This window comes from Streptomyces sp. NPDC025721 (assembly GCF_055558595.1).
On sequence record NZ_JBVHMF010000020.1, the window covers coordinates 48,200 to 71,160 of the forward strand.

22 protein-coding genes are annotated in these 22,961 nt (G+C 73.2%); 11 read left to right on the plus strand and 11 right to left on the minus strand.

Going from position 1 to position 22,961, the window contains the following annotated elements; translation table 11 throughout:
- Nucleotides 1-61: 61 nt before the first annotated feature.
- The 3 genes from ACZ4EF_RS25370 (at nt 62) to ACZ4EF_RS25380 (ending at nt 1,905) form a co-directional block, all read left to right on the plus strand.
- Nucleotides 62-829, plus strand: a complete 768-nt coding sequence (locus ACZ4EF_RS25370) for a chaplin (protein WP_467506457.1) — start codon at nt 62-64, stop codon at nt 827-829.
- Between the two features lie 144 nt (nt 830-973).
- On the plus strand, nt 974-1,339 hold the full coding sequence (locus tag ACZ4EF_RS25375; protein WP_355336498.1) for a hypothetical protein: 366 nt from the start codon (nt 974-976) through the stop codon (nt 1,337-1,339).
- Nucleotides 1,340-1,494: 155 nt separating this feature from the next.
- Entirely contained in the window at nt 1,495-1,905 is a 411-nt protein-coding gene (locus tag ACZ4EF_RS25380; protein WP_467344593.1) for a rodlin, read from the plus strand.
- Nucleotides 1,906-2,004: 99 nt separating this feature from the next.
- Here the strand turns inward: ACZ4EF_RS25380 and ACZ4EF_RS25385 are convergent, their stop codons facing one another.
- The 4 genes from ACZ4EF_RS25385 to ACZ4EF_RS25400 all read right to left on the minus strand — a co-directional run bounded on the left by ACZ4EF_RS25385 (nt 2,005) and on the right by ACZ4EF_RS25400 (nt 4,759).
- On the minus strand, nt 2,005-2,460 hold the full coding sequence (locus ACZ4EF_RS25385) for a hypothetical protein (RefSeq protein WP_355336496.1): 456 nt from the start codon (nt 2,458-2,460) through the stop codon (nt 2,005-2,007).
- 85 nt (nt 2,461-2,545) lie between these two features.
- A complete protein-coding gene (locus ACZ4EF_RS25390) occupies nt 2,546-2,995 on the minus strand; it encodes a cupredoxin domain-containing protein (RefSeq protein WP_355336495.1) in 450 nt (149 codons plus the stop codon).
- A gap of 127 nt (nt 2,996-3,122) precedes the next feature.
- The gene (locus ACZ4EF_RS25395) at nt 3,123-3,965 is read right to left on the minus strand and encodes a ferritin-like domain-containing protein (protein ID WP_401718257.1); all 843 of its coding nucleotides are present in this window, start codon (nt 3,963-3,965) and stop codon (nt 3,123-3,125) included.
- On the minus strand, nt 3,962-4,759 hold the full coding sequence (locus ACZ4EF_RS25400; protein ID WP_355336493.1) for a ferritin-like domain-containing protein: 798 nt from the start codon (nt 4,757-4,759) through the stop codon (nt 3,962-3,964). The genes ACZ4EF_RS25395 and ACZ4EF_RS25400 overlap by 4 nt, the downstream gene beginning before the upstream one ends.
- A gap of 246 nt (nt 4,760-5,005) precedes the next feature.
- Here ACZ4EF_RS25400 and ACZ4EF_RS25405 point away from each other — a divergent pair, with 246 nt between their 5' ends.
- Nucleotides 5,006-5,890 carry a sigma-70 family RNA polymerase sigma factor gene (locus ACZ4EF_RS25405; RefSeq protein WP_467344590.1) on the plus strand — a complete coding sequence of 295 codons (885 nt, stop codon included), beginning with the start codon at nt 5,006-5,008 and terminating at the stop codon, nt 5,888-5,890.
- Between the two features lie 98 nt (nt 5,891-5,988).
- On the opposite strand, the gene ACZ4EF_RS25410 is transcribed toward ACZ4EF_RS25405, so the two are convergent.
- Nucleotides 5,989-6,765, minus strand: coding sequence for an alpha/beta fold hydrolase (locus tag ACZ4EF_RS25410; RefSeq protein ID WP_467506458.1), 777 nt, complete (start codon nt 6,763-6,765; stop codon nt 5,989-5,991).
- Between the two features lie 63 nt (nt 6,766-6,828).
- Here ACZ4EF_RS25410 and ACZ4EF_RS25415 point away from each other — a divergent pair, with 63 nt between their 5' ends.
- Nucleotides 6,829-7,245 (plus strand): MarR family winged helix-turn-helix transcriptional regulator, encoded by a 417-nt coding sequence (locus ACZ4EF_RS25415; RefSeq protein WP_467506459.1) that lies wholly within the window; start codon nt 6,829-6,831, stop codon nt 7,243-7,245.
- 71 nt (nt 7,246-7,316) lie between these two features.
- On the opposite strand, the gene ACZ4EF_RS25420 is transcribed toward ACZ4EF_RS25415, so the two are convergent.
- A complete protein-coding gene (locus ACZ4EF_RS25420; protein ID WP_467506460.1) occupies nt 7,317-8,096 on the minus strand; it encodes a hypothetical protein in 780 nt (259 codons plus the stop codon).
- Between the two features lie 107 nt (nt 8,097-8,203).
- Between ACZ4EF_RS25420 and ACZ4EF_RS25425 the strand changes: the two genes are divergently transcribed.
- The 3 genes from ACZ4EF_RS25425 to ACZ4EF_RS25435 all read left to right on the plus strand — a co-directional run bounded on the left by ACZ4EF_RS25425 (nt 8,204) and on the right by ACZ4EF_RS25435 (nt 11,449).
- Nucleotides 8,204-8,482: a hypothetical protein gene (locus ACZ4EF_RS25425; protein WP_467506461.1), complete on the plus strand. Its 279-nt coding sequence runs from the start codon at nt 8,204-8,206 to the stop codon at nt 8,480-8,482.
- The gene (locus tag ACZ4EF_RS25430; protein ID WP_467506462.1) at nt 8,479-10,125 is read left to right on the plus strand and encodes a glycosyltransferase family 39 protein; all 1,647 of its coding nucleotides are present in this window, start codon (nt 8,479-8,481) and stop codon (nt 10,123-10,125) included. Before ACZ4EF_RS25425 ends, ACZ4EF_RS25430 begins: the two co-directional genes overlap by 4 nt.
- Before the next feature lie 148 nt (nt 10,126-10,273).
- The gene (locus tag ACZ4EF_RS25435; protein ID WP_467506463.1) at nt 10,274-11,449 is read left to right on the plus strand and encodes a glycoside hydrolase family 26 protein; all 1,176 of its coding nucleotides are present in this window, start codon (nt 10,274-10,276) and stop codon (nt 11,447-11,449) included.
- A gap of 103 nt (nt 11,450-11,552) precedes the next feature.
- Here the strand turns inward: ACZ4EF_RS25435 and ACZ4EF_RS25440 are convergent, their stop codons facing one another.
- Complete coding sequence (locus tag ACZ4EF_RS25440; RefSeq protein WP_467506464.1) at nt 11,553-13,454, minus strand: discoidin domain-containing protein; 1,902 nt, start codon at nt 13,452-13,454, stop codon at nt 11,553-11,555.
- Nucleotides 13,455-13,703: 249 nt separating this feature from the next.
- On the opposite strand from ACZ4EF_RS25440, the gene ACZ4EF_RS25445 reads away from it, so the two are divergent.
- On the plus strand, nt 13,704-18,194 hold the full coding sequence (locus ACZ4EF_RS25445; RefSeq protein WP_467506465.1) for an nSTAND1 domain-containing NTPase: 4,491 nt from the start codon (nt 13,704-13,706) through the stop codon (nt 18,192-18,194).
- Nucleotides 18,195-18,534: 340 nt separating this feature from the next.
- On the opposite strand, the gene ACZ4EF_RS25450 is transcribed toward ACZ4EF_RS25445, so the two are convergent.
- From ACZ4EF_RS25450 to ACZ4EF_RS25460, 3 genes are all read right to left on the minus strand, one after another.
- The gene (locus ACZ4EF_RS25450) at nt 18,535-19,356 is read right to left on the minus strand and encodes a helix-turn-helix domain-containing protein (protein ID WP_467506466.1); all 822 of its coding nucleotides are present in this window, start codon (nt 19,354-19,356) and stop codon (nt 18,535-18,537) included.
- Between the two features lie 319 nt (nt 19,357-19,675).
- On the minus strand, nt 19,676-20,065 hold the full coding sequence (locus ACZ4EF_RS25455; protein WP_355336481.1) for an MmcQ/YjbR family DNA-binding protein: 390 nt from the start codon (nt 20,063-20,065) through the stop codon (nt 19,676-19,678).
- 108 nt (nt 20,066-20,173) lie between these two features.
- Nucleotides 20,174-21,391 (minus strand): zinc-binding dehydrogenase, encoded by a 1,218-nt coding sequence (locus ACZ4EF_RS25460; protein WP_467506467.1) that lies wholly within the window; start codon nt 21,389-21,391, stop codon nt 20,174-20,176.
- 117 nt (nt 21,392-21,508) lie between these two features.
- Here ACZ4EF_RS25460 and ACZ4EF_RS25465 point away from each other — a divergent pair, with 117 nt between their 5' ends.
- Nucleotides 21,509-22,072: a TetR/AcrR family transcriptional regulator gene (locus ACZ4EF_RS25465; RefSeq protein WP_401851954.1), complete on the plus strand. Its 564-nt coding sequence runs from the start codon at nt 21,509-21,511 to the stop codon at nt 22,070-22,072.
- Between the two features lie 23 nt (nt 22,073-22,095).
- Here ACZ4EF_RS25465 and ACZ4EF_RS25470 read toward each other — a convergent pair whose 3' ends face one another.
- Entirely contained in the window at nt 22,096-22,578 is a 483-nt protein-coding gene (locus ACZ4EF_RS25470; RefSeq protein ID WP_355336479.1) for a helix-turn-helix domain-containing protein, read from the minus strand.
- Nucleotides 22,579-22,743: 165 nt separating this feature from the next.
- On the opposite strand from ACZ4EF_RS25470, the gene ACZ4EF_RS25475 reads away from it, so the two are divergent.
- Nucleotides 22,744-22,923 (plus strand): helix-turn-helix domain-containing protein, encoded by a 180-nt coding sequence (locus ACZ4EF_RS25475; RefSeq protein ID WP_467506468.1) that lies wholly within the window; start codon nt 22,744-22,746, stop codon nt 22,921-22,923.
- Nucleotides 22,924-22,961: the final 38 nt, after the last annotated feature.

The following is a 22,961-nucleotide window of genomic DNA, read 5'->3' on the forward strand; positions in this document are numbered from 1 at the left end:
CACGGGACGGCCGCGGGACGTATTCGGCGCAGCCGAAGAACCGAGCGGAGAAAAGAAGTCGATGCGACACATCTTGAGCCGGAGCCTGCTCACCGTCGCCGCCGCCAGCAGCATCCTCGCGGCCACCGGGGGGTACGCGAACGCGGATTCCGACGCGCAGGGCGGTGCGTCCAACTCACCCGGCCTGCTGTCGGGCAACAGCGTCGAGGCACCGGTCGACGTCCCGCTGAACGCGTGCGGGAACAGCGTGAACGTCGTGGGAGCCGACAACGCCGCGCTGGGCAACCACTGCTCCAACGAATCGCATTCCCACCACCACGCCGCTTCCGGCGCCCCCTCCTCCGCCCATTCGTCGGGCACCCAGGGCTCCGCGGGCGTGGCCTCAGGGAACTCGGTGCAAATTCCGGTCGACGTTCCGCTCAATGTGTGCGGAAACACCGTGGACCCCCTGGCGCTGCTGAATGCGGTGTCCGGAAATTCCTGCGACAACGACGGCACGGGCGCGCACGCGGTCACCGGCACCGACACCAGTTCGGTGCACACCGATCCGACGGTCGACGTCCGGAGGCTTCCGTCGGCTCCCGAGCCGAACCACGCGGTTCCCGCCGTCCTGGACGGGGTTGACCAGCAGTCGCTCGCCGAGACCGGCGTCGCCGGCGGCGAGTTCGGGGCGGCCGGGGCGACCAGCGCCGCGCTGCTGCTCGGCGGCGCCATGCTCTACCGCCGCGGGCGCGGACCGCGGGTCGCGCACGCCGCCGCCCACGGCGCGCACGCCGCGTCGGGCGCCCACGCGGCCTCCATGGCCCGTATTCGCCGCACGTATTCGTAACCCTGGGCAACGGAATTAATACGAGAATTGGGCGAGGCGGCTCTCACGTTCGGGTGATTGTCGAGAGGCCGGTTTACTCCTCGTTTCCGTTGCTATCCGCGGTCGTTGACCATGCCGACAGACACCGGCACTGAAAGGGTGGCAATGAAGTACTCGAAGGTCGCAGCAGTCGTGGCCGGATCGATGATGGCGGTCGGCGTCGCCGCGCCTGCCTTCGCCGACGGTATGACGGCGCCCGAGATGCCCACCGCGGCCACGATGCCCACCAGCATCAACGGCGGTGTCGAGCAGGCCCTGAACGAGCAGCCGCTGCAGCAGCTCAGTGACGGCCTCAAGGTCGACTCCGCGCTCCGGACGGTCAGCGCCGCCGCCGACCGCCTGCGCGGTGAGACCTCGACCGACGCGCTCCTCGGCCAGGCCACCTCCGCCACCAAGGATGCCGCCACCTCCACCGTGACCGGTGCGGTGCCCGGTGCCTCGCTGCTGGGCGGACTCCCGCTCGGCCGCTGACCCGGCCCCGGCTCCCCCACCTGCCGCGCGTCGGCTTCGGCCATCCTCGCGGCAGCACTCCGCCATCGGAGTGAATCGCCGGAACCAAACCCCACGTGAGCGGTTGATCAGATCGCTCCAGAACCGTGCAATCGAGCACCAAAAAGGGATTTCAGATGATCAAGAAGATGCTGGCCGGCGCTGCGCTCGCCGCCTCGGTTGTTGCTGTCGGCGTCACCGCCGCCCCGCAGGCCATGGCCCTCGGCGACGACCAGGGCACGACCACGGTGAACGGCAACGGCGCCGAGCAGAGCTACGGCAACACCCACACCGGCGGCACCCAGAGCCCGCAGATCGGCCTCATCCAGGGCACCCTGAACAAGCCCTGCCTCGGCGTCCCGGTCAAGGCCAACGTCGGCTCCCTCGTGGGCCTCGTGCCGGTCACGGTCCAGGACATCAACGTCCTGGCCTCCCCGCAGAACCAGCAGTGCGCCGAGAACAGCAGCCAGATCAAGGGTGACGAGCCCGCCTCGCACATCCTGGACCAGATCCCGGTCCTGTCCGGCAACGGCGTGCACAACGGCTGATCCGCCCCCCACGGCTGATCTGCTCCACCGCACCGCACAGCGAACTGCCCGACCCGGCCGCACCGGCCGGATCGGGCAGTTCGTCGTTGAGAGGTGTTCCTAGCGCAGCGTGGACGCGTCACGGCGGCGGGTGACGCGGGTGACGTACCAGTGGATGAGCAGGCCGGTCGCCATGACGATCGTGACGATCTGGGACCACACGGCGAGCTTCTTGTCGTAGAACCAGACCGGCTCGTACATGTTGGGGAACGGGCCGTGCGCGCCGACGTCCACATAGCGGTAGAGCATCAGGGCGAAGAGGCCGCCCGCGGCGACCAGCCAGGCCAGGGCGGCGCTGAGCGGGCGGCGCCAGACCAGGATGAGCAGGGCCGCGAACGACGCCATGCCCGCCTCGATCCGGAAGAGGGTGCCCTGGCTGATGTCGGCGGACACCGCGTCGTACTGGTCGGCGAGCTTGGCGTGCACATAGGCGTCCACGGCGAGCCCGGCGGCGGCGACGAGGCGTGCCGCCAGGTCGAGCGCTCGGCCGGTGGAGCTGACCCCGGCTGACGGCATGACGGATCCTCGTTTCCTCGTACGGCGCGTACCGGTCGTACGGCCACGGTGGGGGGAGCGGAACGCGCGGTGATCCGACGGCGCGTCAATTCACGGTGAGCGTGCCCTTCATGAACTGGTGGATCGTGCAGATGTAGTCGTACGTGCCCTTGGCCGAGGGGGCCTTGAAGGTCACCGTCTTGCCCGGCGCGATGTCGTTGGTGTTGAACTGGCCGCTCTTGACCGAGGTGACCGTGTGCGCCGTCGAGTCCTTGTTGGTGACCGTCACGGTGGCGCCGGCCGCGACCGTCAGCGACGCGGGCGTGAAGGCGAAGTTCTGGATGACGATGGTGTCCGCGCCACCGCCGCTGGAGGCCGACGCGGAACTCGACGCGGAACTCGACGCGGACGAGGACGCCGACGTGGCAGCCGCCGACGTACTCGTACCGCTACCGCCGCTCGAACCCGAGCTGGAGCAACCGGTCAGGGCCAGCGCGGCGCAGGCGGCGGCCAGCAACGGCGCACGGCGTACGCGTACGGGGACGCGCGAAGGCACGCGTACGGGGACGGGAGCGGTGCGTGCGTGGAGCCGGGTGACGATCAACTCGGGCTTTTCCCTTCGGAATTCGGGCGAGGCACGGGACGGCCCGTGTGGGGGTGCGGGCCGTCCCGTACAGGTGGGGTCAGACGGTGAGCAGGGTCGGGCTGGCCGCCTTGTCCACGGGCAGGAAGTCGTCGGGGACCGGGTACTGGCCCAGGACGAAGTTGAGGATCGCGGCGTGCTGCGCCTCGACCGGCGCGATGGTGGCGGCGGTCGCGATCCCGGCGGGGCTGGTGACGTTGTAGGTCGCGAAGAGATACGTCTGCGCGGCCTGGTCCTCCAGTTGCAGGGCCAGCTTGGCGACGGCGCCGTAGGTCTTCGCCTCGCCGAGCGCCTTGAGGGTGGCGGCCTGGTTGGACAGCGGCACATTGGTGATGGCGGGCTTGCCCGCACCCGTGAGTACCGCGTTCCACGCCTTCGCGTGGTCCGCGTGCTGAGCCATCGCGGTCGTCACGAAGGTGGCGACGGCCGGCGGCACCGTACCGAGCTTGCCCGCCTTGGCCGCCTCCAGCGTCGCCTTGTAGGCGCCGACGGCCTGGTTCTCCAGCGCCGTCGCCAGCGCGACGACCTTCAGGTCACCGGTGTACTGGCTGCTCCCGGACGCCGACGCCGAGGCGGTCGGCGAGCCGCCGGGCGCACCGGTCGCGGAGTCCGCGGAGGTCTTCTTGTCGCTGCTGGAGCACGCCGCGAGCGCGAACGCCGCCGCCACCCCGCCGGCGCCGAGCAGGAAACGCCGCCGGGAGGCGTCGGCCACCCCGCCGCGCCGGTCGCTTTGTGCCTTCTCGCGCTGTTCCGCTGCGAGGTCCGCGGCCGCCGCACGCATCGCGGGCAGCGTGTCGCGGTGGGCCTCTTCCATGTCCTGGGTGAGACGGGCGAGCTCGCGCTCGCTGATCTGCAGCTCCCAGCCGTCGCGTGCGGTGGTCACTTCACGGCCCCCTCAGAGATCGGTGAAGCGTTCTTGGTCGGGTAGAAGGCGTTGGGGAAGCCGACGCTGCCTGCCGCGGCGGGCAGCTTGGCGACGTCCGTCGGGATGGCGATCAGGTCGCCCATGTTCCCGGCGAGCAGCGCCTGTACGGCCAGCAGCGTCGCGCGGTGCTGGGCCTCGACGGGCGCGACGGAGGCGAAGAGCTTGCGCAGGTCGCCGTTGCTGACCTGGCTGACGTTCTTCGTGTACGTCTGGGCCGCGACGTCCTCCAGCGTGATCGCCAGCTTCACGACGTCCGCGGGGGTCTTGATCGACGGCAGCGCCTGCTTGACCACGGCCGCGTACTTCGGGTCCGGCTGGTCCTGCGCCTTGCCGCCCGCCTGGGTGGCGGCGGAGTTGAACGCCTTCGCGTGCGCCTGGTGCTGCGTGGTCGTCTTGGCGATGAACGCCGCGATCGTCTTGTTGCCGTCCTTGATGAACGGCAGTCCCGCGGCCGTCTGGTAGACGCTGATCGCCAGGTTCTCGATCGACGCCGCCGTCTGCAGCGCCATGATGTCGTCGCTGGAGGAGGCCGCGGCGACCCGCGAGGTGTGCAGCAGAGCGGCGGCGCCCGCCACTCCGGCGACCGCTCCGCCGCGGTGCCACCAGCGGCGCGAGGACGCCGGCGCGGGCTGTGCCGCCGCGCGGAAGTCGTCCAGCGCGCTCGCGGTGATCCGCAAGGCGTCACTGTTCAGGTCTTGTGACTGCTCCGTCAGTTCTTCGAGCAGCCGGGTGTCGATGCGCTCTACGCCCATCACGCCCCATCTCTCACGGTGCCCGCTCTTGTGAGGGCACTCCTGCGACAGGTTCGTGGCGGCGGCTCATCCGGATTGGTCCCGTCCTCCGTACGGGCACCGAGACCACTCTTCCGGGTGACGGCAGGGGGCCGTTCCGCCCAGTAAAAGCGTCTGTACGGTGCGTGGCGGTACCGCCAGGTGTCACATCGGGCCCGTCCGGCGGGTCACTGCCACGACGACGAGGTGACGGAGGTGGGTGGCCCGATGGACGAGTACGAGTTCCTGGCGGCGCGTTTCGAGGAGCAGCGCGGCCGGTTGCGCGCGGTGGCGTACCGGGTGCTCGGCTCCACCGGCGAGGCGGACGACGCGGTGCAGGAGACCTGGCTGCGGCTGAGCCGGATCGACGCCGACGAGGTCGACAACCTCGCCGGGTGGCTGACCACGGTGGTGGCCCGGGTGTCGCTGAGCATGCTGCGCTCGCGCGGCAGCCGCCGCGAGGAGCCGCTGGAGACGCCCTCGGGAGGCCCGGTCACGCGCGCCGCCGCGGCCGAGGACACCGACCCCGAGCAGCAGGCGCTGCTCGCCGATTCGGTCGGGCTCGCCCTGCTCGTCGTCCTCGACACGCTCGGTCCCGCGGAACGGCTCGCCTTCGTCCTGCACGACATGTTCGCCGTTCCCTTCGACGAGATCGCGCCGATCGTGGAGCGCTCGCCCGCGGCCACCCGTCAGCTCGCCAGTCGCGCCCGGCGCCGGGTGCAGGGGGTCGCCGTCGTCGACGAGGAGCGCTCCGCGGTACGGCGCCGCGCCGTGGTCGACGCCTTCCTCGCGGCCTCCCGCGGCGGGGACTTCGAGGCGCTCCTCGAACTCCTCGACCCCGATGTCGTGCTCCGGGCCGATCCCGCCGCCGCTCTGTCCGGCGCCACCTCCGTCCGCGGCGCCGCCGCCGTCGCCACCACCTTCCTCACCCGGGCCAAGGGGGCTCGCCGCGTCCTCGTCGACGGGGTCCCCCAGCTAGCCTGGATCCACGACGGCCGGGCCCGCGCCGTCTTCGCCCTCACCGTCAGCCCATCCGGGCGCGTCGCCGAAATCCACGTCCTCGCGGACGAGGCCCACCTCGCGCTCCTGCGGGTCGTCGTCGTGGACGAGTGACCCTCCCCCGCGCCGCGAGGACGGTTCCTCTGCCGTGGGGGTTCGCCGGTGGTTCTTGGGGCGCGGCCCCGGGCGGTTCTTCTGCCGGGGGCCGCGTCCTAGCGGGCGCGGTAGGCGTCGATCGCCGCGAAGGTCGCCTCCGGCTGCTCGATCTGCGGGAGGTGGCCGGCCTTCGGGACGACCTCGAAGCGCGCGTCGGCGAAGGCGGCGGCGTACGCGGCCCCGTACCCCGGTGTGAAGACGCGGTCGCTCTCGCCCCAGAGGACGAGGGTCGGGACGCGGACGTCGGCGAGCCGTTCGCGCAGGCCGGGCGTGTGCATGTACGGGTCGCCCGCGATGATCCGCATGGTGGCCATGTTCGCCTGGCGCGCGGCCAGTTGACCGGCCGGGAGGGTGGCGGGGTCCACGAAGAAGCGGTCGGGGTCGTGGAAGGAGTGCTCGGCCACGCCCCGCGCGTCGAGCGCGAAGAAGTCCGTCATCGGCTCGCCCTCGACCAGCACTCCGGCCGCGTCGATCAGGACGAGCCCGGTGATCAGGCCCGCGCCGTCCCGTACCGCCATTTCGGCCGCGATCCAGCCGCCGAGCGAGGAGCCGACCACCAGGACGTCACGCAGCCCGCGCTCCCGAAGCAGCTCCAGGTACGCCACGGCCAGGTCGTCCACGCCGTCGTACGCCTCGGGCCGGGGCGTGCCGTCCCAGCCGGGGAGGGTCGGGGTGAGGACACGCGCGGTACGGGCGAGGTGGGCGCCGAGGCCCGCGACGGTGAAGGGGCCTCCGCCGCCGTGCAGCAGCAGTACGGGGCGGGCGGCGGCGGCATCGGTCCCCGCGTCGGTGGGGCCGGTCTCGGCAACGGTGAGCTGCGATGAGGGCGTCATACCGTCGACTGTAACTAAGGATATTTATATAAGCAAGCTTAGTCGGAGTGTTAGGCTGTGCCCATGCCCGTTGAACTCCAGCTCCTCGGACGAGCCGTCAAGCAGGCGCAGTACCGCCAGCACCGCGCCCTCGACAGTCGCCTGGCCACCGTCGGCACCACCCTCGCCCAGTGGGACGCCCTGCGCGCCGTCGCCCGCACGCCCGGCGCCTCGGCCCGCGACCTCGCCGCCGCGACCTTCCAGACCGAGCAGTCCTTCGGCACCCTCGCCACCCGCCTCGCCGACCGCCGCCTCATCGACCGCCGCCCCGGCCGTGGCCGCCGCATCGAACACCACCTCACCCCCGCCGGCGAAGCCCTCCTCTCCGCCGGCCACCGCATCGCCGACGAGGTCCTCTCCTCCGCCTTCTCCGCCCTCGACGACACCGAACGCGCCACTCTCCTCGCCCTGTTGCGCCGCATCGGCGAAGAACCGACGTGAGCCCGTGACCCTGTTACGGGTCACGGGCTCACAAGAAGGCGCGGTCGCGTGGCGTCAACGACCCCTGCGGGTCAGTCCAGTTCGGTCAGCCGGGTCAGGGTGTAGCCGGCGATGCCCTGGCCGGCGGCGATCGCGTCGTCGTCCTTGACGCCCGCCGTGCCGTTGTTGGGACCGGCGATCGTCGTGTAGAGGTAGCGGTCGTGGACGGCGTGGGTCACCGCGCACGCGACCTTCTCGCAGAAGTTCGGGATACCCGACTTGTTGGTGAGCGGGATCAGTTCGCCCTTGAAGGCGCTGTTCACCGCGTTCGCTTCCTTGGCGCTGGGGAAGACCATCACGCCGACGGTCACCGACGACTTCGCCGAGGTGTAGGTGGCGAGCACGACCTGGGCGCACTTGTTCGGCCCGAGCGTCGGCCCGAGACCGCTGCGGGTGGCCTTCCAGCACGGCGCTTCGTGGCTGGTGGTCTTGCGCGTGAAGGTCTGGCCGTTGACCCGCGTGGACGTGTCGGAGAAGAGGTCCTTGCCCTGCATCGTGGGCGTCGAGGTGGCGCTCGGTGATCCGGTCGGTGATCCGGTCGGCGATCCGGTCGGTTCCGTGCTCGGCGAATCGCTGGCGACATCGCTCGGCTGGACGGCCGGCGCGGTCGTCTGCTTGTCCTTGTCGCCCTTGGCGACGGTGTCGCCGTCCTTCTTGGACCCGCCCATCAGGAACAGCGCGGCGCCGCCCGCCAGCGCGAGGACCACGACGGCGGAGACGGCGATGATCAGCATCCGCTTCTTGCGCGCCCGCTGCTCGGCCACGTGCTGGTCCGCGAGCGCCGACCAGTCGGGCTCGTTGGGGTTGGGCACATACGGCTGCGGATGCGGGATCTGCGGAACCCCGGGCCTGATCTCGTACGGAGAGCCCTGGTGGACCGGCTGCGAGAACTGGGTCGGGGGGAAGCCGTAGCCCGGTTGTGCCGGTCGCGCCGGTTGCGTCCGTCCGGGCCTTCTTCCCCTGGCTCCAGGCCCATCCGGACATCGTCGGCTTCATCTGGATGCAGAAGGACCGGGACACCGGCGCCCGCGCCAACTGGCGCTTCACCTCAAGCAAGGCCGAACAGCAGGCGTTCCAGGCCGGTCTGGCCACACTGCGGCTGGCGACCGGGCAGACGAAGACGTCGTCCGGTCCTTCACCGGGCGCGCCGCCGAGCGGTTCACCCGGCACCTCCCCGTCTTCCGGGAGCACCCCATGAACGAGCGGGAAGTGCTGAATCCCCACCCCGATCACCCCGACACCATTCCCATCTCGATCATTCCGCAGCCGCGGAACTCCCATCACGGCCAGGGCGAGTGGGAGATCCAGGACGACAGCACCGGGGACCGCCCGGCCCCGGGTGGGCGGGCGGCGCGCCGGCGGGAGGAGAAGCGCCAGGAGGAGAAGCGGCGCGGGATGGGCCGCGCCGCGATCATGCTGCCGCCGATGCTGGTGACGCTCGTCGCGGGCGGGTACCGGGTGGGTGCGGCGCAGGTCAGGGAGGACGAGGCGGCGACGTGGTGGGCGGCGCATCTGTCGTGGTCGGACCTCGGGCGGCTGCTGGACAACACCGATGTGGTGCTGGCGCCGTACTACGTGCTGATGCACTTCTGGGTCTCGGTCGCCGGGAGTTCGCCCGCGATGCTGCGGGTGCCGTCGGTGGTGGCGATGGCGGTGACGGCGGGGCTGCTGGCGCTGCTCGGCCGCCGGATGTTCGACGCGCCGACCGGGCTGGTCGCGGGGCTGGTGTTCGCGGTGCTGCCGGTGACGACCCGATTCGCGCAGGAGGCACGGCCGTTCGCGCTGGCGGCGCTGTCGGTGGTGGCGGGGGCGCTGCTGCTGTACCGGGCGCTGGACCACGTGGGCGCGGACCGGTGGGGCGGATACGCGTTCGGGATGCTGTGCACGGGGCTGTTCCACCCGGTAGCGGCCACGGTCGTGGTGGCGTATCTGCTGATCACGCTGGCCACCGAACGCCAGCGCACCGGGGCGTGGTTGGCGGTGACGCTGGTGCCGGTCGCGCCGCTCTTCGCGGTGCTGATGCTGGCGCGCGGCCAGAACCACCAGGACCCGCAGGGCGGCACCGACGTGCACGCGCTGCTGCGGCTGCCGCAGGAGCTGATCGGCTCGCAGCACGCCGCCCTCGCGGTGGGCGGCCTCGCGCTGCTCGGGGTGCTGCTCGGCCGCAGGAACGGCGTACCGCTGCTGGTGTGGGCGGTGCTGCCGCCGGTCGCGCTGTTCGGACTGCGCTCGTACGGCAACCTGTTCACGCCGTCGTACTTCGTCTTCACCGTGCCCGCCGTCGCGCTGCTCGCGGGCGCCGGGGTGTGCGGTCTGGCCAAGCTGCTGCCGGGCAGGGAGCGCGGGGCGGCGACCCGGCAGATCGTGCTCGGCGCGGTCGCCGCCGTCGCCGTGGCCGCGGTCTCGCTGCCGGCCCTCAACGGCCTGCGCACCGACCCGCGGCCCGGACTCCCCGACTACCAGGCGGCGTCGGCCTGGCTGCGGACGCAGACGCGCGGCGGCGACGGGGTCGTCTACAGCGGTGAGCTGGACAAGGCGATGCGGGGCACCGCGTACCAACTGCGCGCCGTGGCCGACCCGCCGGACGCGGTGTACGTGACGGTGTCGCCGCAGCGGGACGGTACGTACACCGGACAGCCGTGCTCCGCGCCCGTGGTGTGCACCAAGGACGTCCAGCGGATCTGGCTGGTGGCCACCGCGCCGCGCACGCCGTACGCGGGGATGACGGCCGACGAGGGGAGATTCCTCCAGACCGAGTACAAGGCGGGCACCGCGAAGGACTTCGCGGGCGGCCTGCGGATTACGCTGTTCGACCGGCTGCCGCGGAAGTCGGCGCGGTAGCGGACGCGTTGGGCGCGCCGACCGGGCCGGTCGCGGGCGGGGCCGGTCGCTGGCGTGGCCGGGCCCGAAGGGGGCGGGGCGCGCGGGGGCAGGGTGCGCGGGGCGTTCAGGGAATCGTCGGGGGAACGGGTGACGGAGGCGGGGGAGCATGCTCGGGGGAAGACGCGACCGGTGGACGCGCGGAGGTCCGCTCGTCAACTGGCCGGGGCGGCTGTCCAGCCCCTTCTACGGCCAGGTCTGGAGCCGGGCGAAGTACGTCGTGCCCGCCGCGGTCCTCGCGCTGCTGATCGGGGTCGCCGCGCTCGCCTGGGGTGACGGCGGGGACGGGGGCGGCGACCGCAGCGCGGGAGCCGACCGGGCGGCCGACAGCGGCGCGGGCGACGGCGACGGGGTGTCGACCATCGCGCCGGGACCGCCGCGGACCGCCGTGCCCGACAAGGACGCCATCCGCCGACCGCCCGCCGGGACCACGTACTTCGGCGTCGCCAAGCCCGACGCGCCCTGGAATTCGGCCGTCCTGGCCGGAGTCGGCCGCGACGCGGGCGGCGTCACGCCCAACATGGTGGAGTACTACGTCAATTGGACGCGCGGCTTCGACCCGGGCCCGGTCCGCGCCGCCTACGCCCAGCACGCCGTGCCCGTCGTCTCCTGGGAACCGTGGGCGGGCTCCGCGAAGGGCACCGAGCAGCCCTCGTACGCGCTGCGCACCATCATCGACGGTGCGCACGACCCGTACATCAGGTCCTTCGCCGAGGCCGTCAAAGCCAACCGCTTCCCGATCGCGCTGCGCTTCGCCCACGAGATGAACGGCCACTGGTACCCGTGGGCCGAGCCCAACGGCGGCAACAGACCCGGTGAGTACGTCGCCGCGTGGAAGCACGTCCACGACATCTTCCAGCAGGCCGGCGCCACCAATGTGATCTGGGTCTGGGCCCCGAACACGCTGCGCGGCGCGGACGACATCAGCCTGAAGTCCCTTTATCCGGGCGACGGTTACGTCGACTGGGTCGGCCTCGACGCCTACGGGGTCGCCGAGCGCACGGCGGGCGAACTCCTCAACCCGTCGGTGAACGCCCTGCGCGCGTTCACCGCGAAGCCGCTGCTCATCACCGAGACCGGCGCTCAGCCGGGCGGGCGCAAGGCGCCCTGGATCGCCAGCCTCTTCCCGTGGCTGGCGAGCCGCCATGACGTCATCGGCTTCATCTGGTTCCAGTACACCCACGCCGAAGGCGGCGGCTCGGACTGGACGTTCATGTCCAGCGCCGCGGCGCACGAGTCCTTCAAGGCGGGAGCGAGGACATTGCGGCTGGCGCAAGTGCCGTAACGCGTAGGGCTGTTCGTACGCGGGCCGCCCCCGGCGCGTGCACCGGGGGCGGCCTTTGATGCTTACGTGCTTACGTGCTCACGTGCTCACGTGGTCCTGACGGTCAGGTGCCGAGCACCTGGAACTCCCAGAGCGAGTAGCCGTACTGCGTGGCGCGCGCCGTCCCGTACATCCGCACGTACCGTCCGGTGCCGGTGACGTTCAGCGTCTGATTGCCGCCGGTGCCGGCGGTCGTGGAGTAGACGTCCGTCCAGGTGGTGCCGTTCGCGGAGGTCTGGATCCGGTACGCCGTCGCGTACGCGGCCTCCCAGTTGAGCTTGACCTGGCTGACGGTGTGGCTGGCGCCGAGGTCGACCTGGAGCCACTGCGGGTCGCTGAAGGTGCTGGACCAGCGGGTGCCGGGGTCGCCGTCCACCGCGCTCGCCGCCGTGAAGCTGCCGTTCTCACTGGACGAGGCCGTGGCCGTCTTCCCCTGCGACAGCAGGGTGGGCGTGCCGGGTCCGCCGGGGTCGCCGCCGCCGGACGTCGGTGTGCCGTACAGCGCCAACTCGTACAGCGAATCGCCGTATTGGGATGTTCTGGCGGTCGCGTAGACCCGTACATAGCGGGCCGTGGCCGACAGCGCGGTGTCCTGGATGTCGGCCGGACTGTTGTTGTTGGAGTAGACCGTCGTCCAGGTCGTGCCGTTGGCCGACGTCTGTAGCTGGTAGGCGGATGCGGCCGCCGCCTCCCAGACCAGACTCGCGTGCGTGAGGTTGTAGGACTGGCCGAGGTCGACCTGGACCCACTGCGGGTCGCTGAAACCGCTCGACCAGCGGGTGGTGACATCGCCGTCGGTCGCGTTCGACGCGGGGAACTGCGCGCTCTCGGTCGAGGAGGCCGTGGTCGGCTTGCCCTTGGCGATGTTGGTGCCGGTGCTGCCGGGCGCGGCCTTGTTGTAGACCGCCACGTAGTCGACGTTCAGCGAACCGCCGCTGACCGTGGCCGCGTTGGGGCCGCCACCGAAGGCGGCGGGGAAGCCGCCGCCGATCGCCAGGTCGAAGATGATGTAGAAGCTGTGGTCGACGGCGTTGGCCCACGCCGTGGCGTCCACTTGGTTGGAGCTGAGCGTGAAGTAGTTCGCGCCGTCCAGGTACCAGCGGATCTGCTCGGGTGACGTCGAGCGGTCGATCTCCACCGCGTACGTGTGATAGCCCGTCTGGCAGCCGGAGCAGGCCCGTTCACCGCTGCCGACGCCGCTGGACTCGTTGCACGCGCCGCCCGGATTCGTCCCGCAGTGCAGGGTGCCGAACACCGAGCTGCGGCCGTTGATGTCCTCCAGGATGTCGACCTCGCCGGAACCCGGCCACGGCACGCCCACGCGCAGCGGCGACCCCAGCATCCAGAACGCGGGCCAGTAGCCCGCGCCGTTGGCCGTGGTCACGTTCGGCTGCTGGATCGACGCCTGCATCCGGACCACGCCGCCGGGCTGCGCGCCGAAGCCGTCCGCCTGGGTCTCGACCCGTCCCGACGTCCAGCCGGTGTTCGGGTCCGTGCCCGAGTGCAGTGCCTTGAGCACCAGATGGCCGTTGCCGTCCTGGTAGACGTTGGCCGTGCTGTTCGTCATCGTCTCGATCTCGCCGGTCCCGAAGGTCCAGCCCTCACCGGCGTCGTAGCGCCATGTCCCGGTGTCCAGGCCGGTGTTGGCGGCGCCGTTGAAGTCGTCGCTCCAGGTGGTGGTGAAGCCGCTCGGGGCGGCGGGGACGGCGTTCGGCTGTACGGCGGCCGGTTGTGCGGCCTGTCGCGCGGCCTGTTGTGCCGCCGGTTGTGCGGCCGTTTGTGCCGCCGCGGTCCGGGTCGCCGTCTGTGGGGAGACGGTGCCCTTTCCCGCGGCCGACGCCGACGCCGACGCCGACGCGGACGCCGACGCCTGCGGCGAACCGGCCAGCGCCACCGCGGCCATCGCGCTGACGGCGACTAATCCGACGCCCAGCCGTTTCCGCAAGCGCTTGTCTCTCATCGACATGCCTGCTCCTTGTGTGGGGGGTTGCGTGAGAGCGCTCTCTCCACGCGAGAGTCGGCCTTGCCCCAGCCCCTGTCAAGGCTTCCGGCAACGTTTACGGAGCCGTCCGCGCGCCGTACGGGAGGAGGACGGTGCCCCGCCAGGGAGGTATGCGGCAGCGGTGTGCACCCAGTGCAATTCCGGGCCGTGGCCGTCCCCGTGGGGCGCGGGTCTGCGTAGCGTGGCAGCTCTGTCCGTCGAGGGGAGTGCGCGGTGTCGGGACGTCCGGAGAAGGAGATGGCGCCGGGCGATGACCCGGTTCGCCAACTGGCGCGCGAGTTGCGCGACTTGCGGGAGGCGGCGGGCAAGCCGACGTACCGGACGATGGCCAGGGGTGCGGGTTTCGGCGCGAGCACGCTGTCGCGGGCCGCCTCCGGCGAGACGTTGGCGACGCTGCCGGTGGTCCTGGCGTACGTCCGCGCGTGCGGCGGCGATCCGGCCGACTGGGAGCGGCGCTGGCGTGCGGCGGCCACGCGGGCCGCGGGGCCGCGGGACGCCGAGGACGGCGACGACCCGGCGCCCTACCGCGGCCTGGCCCGGTTCGAAGCGGGCGACGCCGACATCTTCTTCGGCCGCGACCGCCTCACCGACCGCCTGCTGGAACTCACCGCCCGCCGCCGCTTCACCGCCGTCTTCGGCCCCTCCGGCAGCGGCAAGTCCTCCCTCCTGCGCGCCGGCCTCATCCCCCGCCTCCAGCAAGTCGCCGACCCCGCCACCCGCCCCGCCGCCCTCCGCATCCTCACCCCCGGCGCCCATCCGCTCCGCGACCACGCCCCCCACCTGACGCCTGCGGCGAGCTCCGAGTACGACCCTGCGGCCAGCACCGAGGGCGGTCCTGCGACCGGCTTGGAGGGCGGTCGTGCGACGGGCTTGGAGGGCGGTCGTGCGACGGGCACGTCGGCCGATCCGGAGCGAGGCCCGGAGGGTGGTCCCGCGACCGCCTCGGCCGCGAGTGCGGCGACGGATTCGACCGACGGTCGGGCGGCTGGGCTGGCGGCTGGTCCGGGGCCTGGCGTGGCGGGTGGTCCGGCGACTGGGCACGTGATCGGCTCCGAGCCCAGCCCGGAGGGCGGTCGCCCTGCCGGGCACGCATCCGGTTCGGCGTCCGGCTTGGAGGGCGGTCGTGCGACGGGTACGTCGGCCGATCCGGAGCGAGGCCCGGAGGCCGGTCCGGCGGACGGGCACGCTTCTGGTCCGGTGACCGCCTCGGCCGCGAGTGCGGCGACGGATTCGACCGACGGTCGGGCGGCTGGGCACGCGTCCGGCCCGGAGCCTGGCGTGGCGGGCGGTCGTGCGACGGGCACCGCTGGTCAGGCGGCTGGGTACGCGGCTGACGCGGGGTCCGGCTCGTCCGGCGGTACGGCGGCTGGGCATGTGACCGGCTCCGAGTCCGGCCCGGAGGGCGCTGGCGCGGCTGGCTTCACGGCTGGTACGGCGATCGGCGCGACCGGCGGTCGGGGGGCTGGTCCGGGACTTGGGCCGGTGGGTGGTCGGGGGGTGGGTGCGGGGTCCGGTGCGGAGGGTGGCGGGGGGGATACGTGGCTGATTGTGGATCAGTTCGAGGAGCTGTTCACGCTGTGTGCCGACGCGGCGGAGCGGGAGGGCTTCATCGAGCGGCTGTTGGCCGCGGCGCATCCGGCGGGGCGGACGCGGGTGGTGATCGCGGTGCGGGCGGACTTTCTGGGGCGGTGTGCGGAGCATCCGCGGCTGCTCGGGGCGTTGCAGGACGCGACGCTGCTGGCGGGGCCGATGGACCGGGACGAGTTGCGGGAGGCGGTGGTGCGGCCGGCGCAGGCCGCGGGGCTGATCGTGGAGCGGGCGCTGTCCGCACGGGTGGTCGCGGAGGTCGTGGGGGAGCCGGGCGGGCTGCCGTTGATGTCGCACGCGCTGCTGGAGACGTGGCGGCGGCGCGCCGGCCGGGCGCTGACCGAGCGGGCGTACGACGAGGCCGGTGGTCTGCACGGCGCCATCTCCCGTACGGCGGAGGACCTTTACCACCGGCTCACCGCCGAGCAGGCGGCCCTCGCGCGCCGCGTGCTGCTCCGCCTGGTCATGCCGGGCGACGGCACCCCCGACACCCGCAGACCGGTGGCCCGCGCCGAACTCGCCCTGGGCGCGGACGACACCGCCGTCGTCCTGGACGAGCTGGCCGGGGCCCGGCTGATCACCGTGGACGACGGGACCGTCGACCTCGCCCATGAAGCCCTCATCCAGGCGTGGCCACGGCTGCGGTCCTGGATCGACGCCGAGCGGACCCGGCTGCGCGTGCACCGTCGGCTCACCGACGCGGCGGTGATGTGGCACGAACTCGACCGCGAGCCGGGCGCGTTGTACCGGGGCTCGCGGCTCGCGGCAGCCGAGGAGGCGTTCCCGGCCGGGGAGGCGTTCCCGGCGGCGGAGGCGGACGGCGGACCCGACGAACTGACGCCCACCGAAAGGGCGTTCCTCGACGCGAGCACCGCCGCCCGCCGCCGCGAGGAACAGGCCGCCGCCCGAACCACCCGCAGACTCCGCGCGTTGACGGCGACCCTGTCCGTACTCCTCGTGCTGGCCGTGGCGGCCGGGGCGACGGCGTGGACGCAGAGCCGCAGCAACGAGCGGCAGCGCAGGGCCGCCGACGCCGCCCGGCAGGTCGCGCTGTCGCGGCAGCTCGCCACCACGTCGGACGCGCTCGTCGGCTCCGACCCCGAACTCGCCTCGCTGCTGGCCGTCCAGGCGTATCGCGAGAGCCCCACCACCGAGGCGGTGGTCAGCCTCGAAGCCGCCGCCGCGCTGCCCCTCAAAGCCGTCCTGCGCCCGCCGGACCGCGAACACGACGTGGAGTCACTGGCGTTCAGCCCGGACGGCCGCACCCTCGCGACCGGCGACAGCGCGGGCACGGTGATCCAGTGGGACGCGGCGGGCGGCCGGGTCCGCTCGACGGTAGGCCACCCGAGCGCGGGCGCGACCGCGCTGGCGTACGGCGCGGACGGCCGCACCCTCGCGATCACCGGCTGGAAGGGGGAGTTGGACCTGCGCCCGGTGTCCGCCGAGGGCGGCCGGGGGGCCAGGACCGTGGCCCTCGGCACTGAGCCGCCGCTGGACTGGGAACTCGGCCCCGACGCCCGCACCGCCGTCACCGCGGACCGCGGCGGCGCGATCAGGCTGTGGGACGTGGCGACCGGCCGCGACCGGCGGATCGTCACCAGCCGCGAGAAGATCCCGGGACCGGTGGCGTTCTGCGCGGGCGGGCGCGTCGTGGCGATGTCCGACGCCGGGCGGATCCGCGAGTGGGACACCCGGACCGGCCGCCCGCTGGCCGACTTCGCCGCCAGGTCGCAGACCCACGAAGTCCCGGACGACGGAGGGGACTTCCTCGACCTCGCGTGCGGCCCGGACGGCCGCAGCGTGGCCACGGGGGACTTCGCCGACGGCAAGTTGCGGATCCGGGACGCGGCGACCGGCCGCGTACGCGCGGTGCTGTCCGGCCACGCGGGCCAGGTCGGCGCGCTGGCGTTCAGCCCTGACGGCCGCACCCTCGCGACCGGCGGCGACGACCGGACGGTACGGATCTGGGACGTGGCCACCGGCAGGGCCCGCGCGGTGCTGTCCGGTCACACGGGCACCGTCCGCGCGCTCGCCTTCAGCCCCGACGGCCGCACCCTCGCGACGGCGGGCGCGGACCGCACCGTACGGCTGTGGGACGTGACGAACGGCCCCGCCGTCCTGCCCGGCGTCGCGGCGGCGGCCTTCGGCGGCGGTGGCGTCGTACTGGCCGGAACGGACGGCGGACTCCGGCTGCGCGACACGGCCACCGGACATGTGCGCGTCCTGGCCGGTCCGTCCCCGGGACCGCCGCCGGTCGCGGTCGCCGTCACCAAGGACGGGCGCGCGGTGGCCAGTTGGGACGGCGACGGCTCGGTGCGGCTGTGGGACACCGTGTCGGGGCAGGTCACCGCCACCCTTGCGGCGGTCGGGAACGCGGGCGGCCTGGCGTTCAGCCCCGACGGCCGTACGCTCGTCATCGCCGACTACGACGGCCGGTTGCGGCCGTGGGACGTGCGCGCGCACCGCTTCCGTACGACCTTCCGCGTGTGGATCGCCCCCGGCACGGGACCCGTCTTCGGCCCGGACGGCCGGATCGTGGCCGCGCAGACCGTGGACGGCGCGGTCGCGCTCGTCGACCTGGGCACGGGGGAGACCCGGTCCATCCTCAACGGCGCTCCTGTGCACGGCAGTTCGGGCAGCATGCCCATGGTGGACTCGGGCGTCGCGCTCAGCTCGGACGGGCGCACGGCCGCCGTCGGCACCTGGGACGGCCACGTCCTGCTCGCCGACCTGACGACCGGCCGCACCCGCGCGCTGGCCACCGGCCGTACCGCGCCCGTGACGTCGGTGGCCTTCACCCCCGACCGCCGGACCGTCGCGGCGGGCGACTGGGACGGCCCCGTGCACCTCCTGGACGTGGCCACCGGACACGTGCGGGCCACCCTCACGGCGGCGCCCCGCTCCGCAACCGACCTCGCCTTCGGCCCCGACGCGCACACGCTCCTCGTCCTCGACCCGCAACAGACCGTGCGGCTGTGGGCCGTTGACCTGCCGGACCCCGCGGCGGCCGTCACCGCCGTCTGCCGCGCGGTCGGCCGCGACCTCACCCGGCAGGAGCGCGGCACGTATCTCCCCGACGAACCGGCCCGCCCGGTCTGCCGCACCACCGCCCGCTGAGGCCCGCCCGGTCTGCGGCACCACGGCCCGCTGAGGCCCGCGCCGCGCGGGCCCGGCATTGCGCTCTCGGTCAACTCCCTTGCGCACAGGGCCGATGACGGGCGGCTCGGCCCCCGGCAGACTCGGTGGCCCGGCGCACGGGGGAGGGTGCCCGGGGCCGGTGGGCCGAGAGCGCGGCGCGCGGTGCGGGTCGTCAGTGGCGACGACGATCGGGGAGGACGACCGCAGTGAGCCGCGATGGGGGCAGGGGTCGCGCCTCGGCCGACCGGTCAGGTGGGGGCGGGGAGTTCGGGCGTACGGTCGCCCGCTCGGCGGGCGTGTGCGGGGGCGGTGTGGACGCTCACGCGCTCAACAGCCGCCTGCGGTAGGCGCCGGGCGCGACACCGTACTCCTTCTTGAAGGCACGGCCGAAGACCGCCGCGTCCGGGAAGCCCCACCGCGCGCAGATCCGGCTGACGCTGCGGTGCGCCATCCGAGGGTCGGCGAGATCGGCCCGGCAGCGGTCGAGCCGTTCGGCGCGGACGTGTCCGCCGACGGTACGGCCGCCGTCCTGGCGGAAGAGGTGGTGCAGGTAGCGCACCGAGATGTGGTGCGCGGAGGCGATGGCGGCGGGCGACAGCCAGGGCGCGGCGAGGTGGCGGTCGATGTACTCGCCTATGGCGCAACGGAGTTCGAGGGTGCGGGACGCGGGTACGGGCGCCGGTTCCGCGAGCTGGGCCAGGAAGGCCGTGGCCAGGCTCAGCGCCGCCGAGCCGAGGCGCGCGCCTTGCGGGGCGAGCACCGAACCGGCCGCCTGGTCGGCGAGCCCTTCGACGTAGTGCGCCAGCAGCGCGGCGGGTCCGGTGTCGGAGGGGAGCGGGCGCGCGACCAGGTGCCTCAGCGAACTGGCGGGCACCGGCACCGCCTCGCGCGGCAGGTGCAGCACGATCGCCCGCCCTCGCGGCGCAGCGGACTCAACCGCCCTGACGAGCAACGGCCGTGAGGGCTCCCACAGCCCCAGCTCGCCGGCCTCCAGCCGCGTACCGGCCCGGTCGCGCTCCGCGTCCCCGCCGAGGTCTCCGCCACCGGTCCGGCCGACGTTCCCGGCAGCGTTCCCGGCAGCGCTCAGGTCCCCCCGGTCCACCCCGTCCGCCCGGCGCAGCGTCAGCGGCCCCTCCGACACCAGCGCCAGCCGCCAGTGGTCGACCCCCGGCCCAGGCCCATGCCCCGGCCCAGGCCCCGGTCCACGTCCAGGCCCCTGCCCAAGCCCAAGCCCCGGCCCCGATCCCCGCCCCGGCCCCGGCCCCGGCCGTACGGTCAGCGGTCCCGGCGGGCGCACCACCGTCAGCCAGACCTGCCCCAACTCCCATGCGTGCGGACGTGCTTCGTCCATCGGCGGTGCTGCCCTTCCGCGACGATTCCCGCGGACCCCGTATGCGACGCCCGCGAGATTGATTCCACGGCAGCGCGCATTGATGGGCAGCCCCCGCCCGCCGGGTGAATCAATTCCGTTCGGGGCGACGGCCGTTCGCCGGGAACGTCTCGACCAGCTCTTGCGGCGCCGCCTGCTGCCACGAGTCGAGCAGGATGTCGTACAGCTCGCCCTCGTCCTCGAGCGCCGCCAGCCGCGCCCGTACCCACGACGAGTGGGCCTCGTGCGCGGGCACCCAGAACTTCTCCGGCTCCGAGGCGATCAGCTCCGCGCGCTCGTGCCGCGGACAGCGCACCGCGAACGACGTCCCGTCGTCGGGCACCGTCACATACATCCGGCGGCCGACATGGAACGTGGGATGTCCCCACAACTCCTTCTCGACGGTCCCGGGCAGCCCGAGCGCCACGCGCCGCACATCCCCGCTCCCCAGCACTGCCCGCCGCCCCACGACTCTCCCCATCCCGGCTCCGTCCGCGTGCCCGCGCGCCCGCCTCGCTCGAACGCACCCAATTCCACCACGGCGGGGCGCGCGTGCGGGGGAGGCCGCCGCCCGGCGCCGCGGGCGGGCCTACGGGTGCAGCACGATCTTCCCCACGTGCCCTCTGCGGGCCAGCTCCTCCTGCGCCCGCGCGGCCCGCGCGAGCGGGAACGTCGCGGCGACGACCGGCCGGACAGCGCCCTCGCGCGCCAGGTCCATGAGGAGCCCGAAGTGCGCGGGCGTGTGCATCGAGGAGCCGATCACCCGCGCGTTGTGCAGATACAGACGGCGTACGTCCAAGGTGACGCCGTACCCGCCGAGCGCCCCCGCGACCACCCACCGGCCGCCCTCGCGCAGCAGCGGCAGGCACGCGCTCACCAACTCCCCCGCGACGACGTCGAGTCCGATGTCGATGCCGTCCGGGGCGGCGGCGCGGATCTGCCCGGCGACGTCCCGCGCGCGGTCGATGACGACGTGCGCGCCCGCCGCCCGGACCGCGTCGGCCTTGGAACCGCTGCTGACGGCGAGCACCTTTGCGCCGCGCGCGCGGGCGAGTTGGGTCAGGGCGAGGCCGACGCCGCCGGACGCGCCGGAGACCAGGGCGGTTTCGCCGTCCCGCAGGCCGCCGCGCTCGATCATGCCGAGCGCCGTGCCGTACGCGGTCGGCAGCGACGCCAACTGGTCGTCCGTGAGCGGGGATTCGGTCATGTCGTGCACGCGGCCGACCGGCGCGGTCACGTACTCGGCGTAGCCGCCGTCGCGTTCGCTGCCCATGAGGCCGATGGGATTCGCGTCCTGGCGGTCGGAGTCGTAGACGGCCGGGTCGATGACGACGCGGCGGCCGAGGAGGCCCGCGTACGGGTTCGGCTCCGGGGCCGTGCCCCGGGCCGCCGCCTCGGTGGCCTTCCCGGCGACCGCCCGCGCCGTGTCCCCGTCAACCGCCCGCGCCGTATCCCGGTCAACCACAGCGCCCCCGTCGAGGCCAGTGCCCCCTTCGAAGCCAGTGCCCCCGTCGGCGGAGACGTCCTCCCGTGGCCCGACCGCCACGACCCGCCCGGCCACGTCGGCCCCCTGGATCCGCGGAAAGTCGATCGGCCCGCGCCAGCCGGACAGCGCCGTGGCGTCCTGCGGGCTCCCGTACGCACCCTCGCGCGTCCACAGGTCGGTGTTGTTGAGCGCGACGGCGGCGACCTCGACCAGCACCTCGCCCGCCCCCGGGGCGGGCACGGCCACCTCCACCGCCTCCAGCACCTCCGGCCCGCCGTGACCGGCGATCCGTACCGCACGCATGGTCCCGGGCACGCTCATCGCTCCACCGTCCTCTTGAGTACACTGATCTGTGAACATCGACCCACGGTACACCGATTAGTGAAGGGGGGCCCGATGCCGGAGTTCCAGGAGACGGAAGCGGGCGACGTACGGCCCATGACCGCCGCGGGCCGCCGTATCGCGGCGGCTGCCGAGGAGCTGTTCTACGGGCGCGGGATCACGGCGGTGGGCGTGGACCTGATCGCCGAGCACTCGGGCGTGACCAAGCGGACGCTGTACAACCAGTTCGGCTCGAAGGACCGGCTCGTGGCGGTCTACCTCGGCGAGCGCGACCGGCGCTGGCGGGCCCTCGTCCGCGCCGCCGTCGACGCCTGCGACGACCCCGTCGAGGCCGTCACCGCGCCCTTCGAGGCGCTGCGGACCTGGAGCGCGACCAACACCCGCGGATGCGCGTTCATCAACGCCCTGGCCGAACTCCCCGACCCCGCGCACCCCGCGCACCGCGTCGCCGCGGACCAGAAGCTCTGGCTGCTCGGGCTCTTCGAGCGCCTCGCCACCGCGGCGGCCTGCGCGTCCCCCGCCGCCCTGGCCACCCGGCTCCTCCTGCTGCACGAGGGCGCGCTCGCTACCCAGCCGCTGCCGCTCGACACACTCGCGGAAAGCGTCGCTCTGGCACGGGAGTTGGTACGGGCGAGCGCGCCGTCCTCCGGCGCGGCCTGAGCGCCGACGGGTGAAGTCGGCTGCTAGCCAGGGGCCTTGGGCGTGAAACCGTCCGGGTCCTGCGCCAGCAGCCCGTGCACCCGGCCGACGAGGCTGCTGTCCTCGGACGGGCTCAGTCCCTCGCGCGCGGTGCGGAGCACGGCTTCCACCAGGTGCCAGCGCTCCTCCAGGCGGTCGTACGCGCCGGAGGGGATGGCCGAGGCGGCGTCGATGTCGCGCTTGCGGGCCGTGAGGTCGCGCAGCTCCTCGGCGGCGTCGGGGCGGCCGACGTCCTCGAACTGCTCCGGGCGTACGCCGACGACATGCGCCATCCGGGCCAGCGTCTCGTCACGGCCGCGGACGGGGACCGGTGTCCCGTCGACCGACTGGTAACCGCTGACGATCTGCCGCCACCGCGTGTCGCTCATGCCGGCTCGCCGCGAGGCCTCCCGCTGGGAAAGGCCGGACGCCGCGAGCGCGACCTTGATCAGCTCCCCCTCGGGCGGCGCGTCCGGGCGCTCAGTCATGCGGCGAGCTTCGCACAACTACGCATTATGCGTCCAGTGATACGGCGAAGAGGGGCGGGTATCGGCCGGTCTGGCCTGCGCATATGCGCGGCGGCAACGTGCGCAGGTGTGCGTAGTTCCCGATAAATACTTGTGCTACGCGCTACTACGCGCTAGTTTTTGCCCATGTCGCACCGCACCCGGCCGAGCAGGCTCCATCAGGAGCCCGAGGCCGTCACCTGGGCGCGGGAGAAGTCCGGGCTGACCAAGCGGGCGCTCGCCGACCAGGTCGGCATCTCGGAGCAGCTCATGGGGCACTTCGCCTATACATACTCTACCCGGCAACCGTCCCGCCAAACCGTCTGACCTGCGGTTTCCGAGAGCTGAGACAGCCCAGTCGGCCA